Annotated in this window: 1 protein-coding gene and 2 pseudogenes; 1 reads left to right on the top strand and 2 read right to left on the bottom strand. The window is 76.2% G+C overall.

Annotation, left to right across the window (positions count from 1 at the left end; translation table 11 throughout):
• Both DY240_RS32985 and DY240_RS22950 read right to left on the bottom strand, forming a co-directional pair.
• A pseudogene (locus DY240_RS32985) lies at window positions 1-367 on the bottom strand (hypothetical protein); the annotation flags it as partial.
• Window positions 368-836: 469 nt separating this feature from the next.
• Window positions 837-1,571: a TIGR03936 family radical SAM-associated protein gene (locus DY240_RS22950; RefSeq protein ID WP_119662100.1), complete on the bottom strand. Its 735-nt coding sequence runs from the start codon at window positions 1,569-1,571 to the stop codon at window positions 837-839.
• Between the two features lie 114 nt (window positions 1,572-1,685).
• Between DY240_RS22950 and DY240_RS32300 the strand changes: the two are divergent.
• Window positions 1,686-1,927: pseudogene (locus DY240_RS32300) on the top strand (hypothetical protein); the annotation flags it as partial.

The following is a 1,927-nucleotide window of genomic DNA, read 5'->3' as shown; positions in this document are numbered from 1 at the left end:
CGGCGGCCTCCGCCGCGGCGGCCTCGGCGACGGGGTCCTCGACGGCGAGCAGCCCGGCGCCGGCCTCGGCGGCGGCCGCCTTGCGGCTGGCGGCCTTCTTCGCCGGGGCCTTCTTGGCGGTCTTCTTCGCGGCCGTCTTCTTGGCCGCGGCCTTCTTCGCCGTCTTCCGTGCCGGCGCGGCCGGGGCGTCGTCGCTGGTCGCCGGCTCACCGGCGTCGTGCAACGTGGGCTCGGCGGCCGGCGGGCCGGCGGCTCGGCTGGAGGCGCGGCGCCGACGCGGCTGGGCCGGCTCGGTGCCGATGGGGTCGGCCGAAGCCGGCGCTGGCGAGCTGGTATCTCCGGACGAGCCGGGGGTGTCTTCCTGCATGTGGTGCACTCCTGTCGGCCCGGGGATGGGGCGCCGCGCCTCGCTCGGCGCGCTGCCGCCCATCTGCCGGGGCACTGCATCGGGCCACCTGGAGCGCCCGGGCTACGGCCGCCACAGGTGGAGAAAGCCTGTGATCGGCGACGTCCACCGGACCTGTGCGTCGTCGGGCCGTGCTCAGCGTCCGCCGCGGCGGCGCACCCTGGACGGGGCGCCTCGCGGCTGGTCCGCCTGGCGGGCCCAGCGTGCCGAGCGTCTCCGCGGCGACCGCGGTCGACCACACGGGACGTCGGCGAGGACGTCGTCGGACCGGGCGGCGTGTACCGCCCGACCAGTTCCGAGTATCGCACATGTCCGCCCCGAAACCGTGACGGCGGCCGCCCCGGACCCGCCCGGCCGCAGCCGTCGGCACCGCATCGCCGCAGCTCAGCGCCGACGCCTTACCGTGTGCCGTAGATCACGTCACGTCATGTCACGTGTCGTGACGCCCGGGCGCGTCGGCGAGCGGGTCGGCCAGCACTCCGGCGTCGTCGTCCCACGCCCCCTGCGCCAGCCGGACGGCGCGTGGCGGCTGCGGCGGGGTGAACCCGGCCACGATGCGCAGCCCGGCCAGCACCTCGTCGGGCCGCACGGTGGGCGACTGGTGCCGCACCACCGCGCGCAGGGTGACGGGGTCGGCGGCGGTGTCGGCCGTCAGCCGCAGTACGGCAGCCCGCGGGTCCAGCTGCCGTACGCCGTTCTTCGTCAGCCGCTCCACCGGCACCGAGGCGGCCGCCAGGAACTCCGTCACGGCCGCGGCGGCCTGCTCGGGGATCGCGCCGGGCAGCTGGATGGCCCAGCTGGAGGCCTGGAGCCGGTCGGCCAGCGCTCCGGGACCGGCCTCGACGACCTGGACGATGTCCAGGCCCGGCGGGAGGGCGGCGTCCAGCGCGGCCCGTACCTGCTCGGGGTCGCAGACCCGGGTGACCGCCAGCTCGAGGTACTCGGCCTCGCTGGCCGCACCGGTGGGCGCGGCGCCGGCGTAGGACACCCGCGGGTGCGGCGTGAACCCCTGTGACCAGGCCATCGGCACGTCGGCGCGGCGCAACGCCCGCTCGAACGCGCGCTGGAAGTCGCGGTGGCTGGTGAACCGCAGCCGTCCGCGCTTGGCGAACCGGACGCGGAGCCGCTGGACGGCGGGAAGCTGCTGGTGCGGCGCGGTGCTCAGGGTGGGTCCTCTCGGGCGGAGCGGGCCGGCCGGGTCGCCGGTCGATCATCCATTGTCACGCGTGCGCGGCAGGCGTACGTTCGGCCCCAGTCATTCGTTGTGGGGGGCAGAACGATGACGGACATTCGCGACGACGCGACGTACGACGGTCTGCGCTCGCTGCTGGCCGGCGAGCTGCTGACACCGGACTCCCCGGGCTACGACGATGCCCGGACCATCTTCAACGCGATGATCGACCGCCGCCCGAGCCTGATCGTGCAGTGCGCCGACCGGGCCGGCGTGGCCCTGGCCGTGGCGTTCGCCCGCGACCCCGGCCGCCCGGACGGTCACCGTCGGCGGTGGCGCCACCATGGCCG

The sequence above is a fragment of the Jiangella rhizosphaerae genome, assembly GCF_003579925.1.
Taxonomy (GTDB): Bacteria; Actinomycetota; Actinomycetes; order Jiangellales; family Jiangellaceae; genus Jiangella; species Jiangella rhizosphaerae.
Note: the sequence above shows the minus strand (reverse complement) of the source record. Positions and strands in the feature narration are given on the sequence as shown.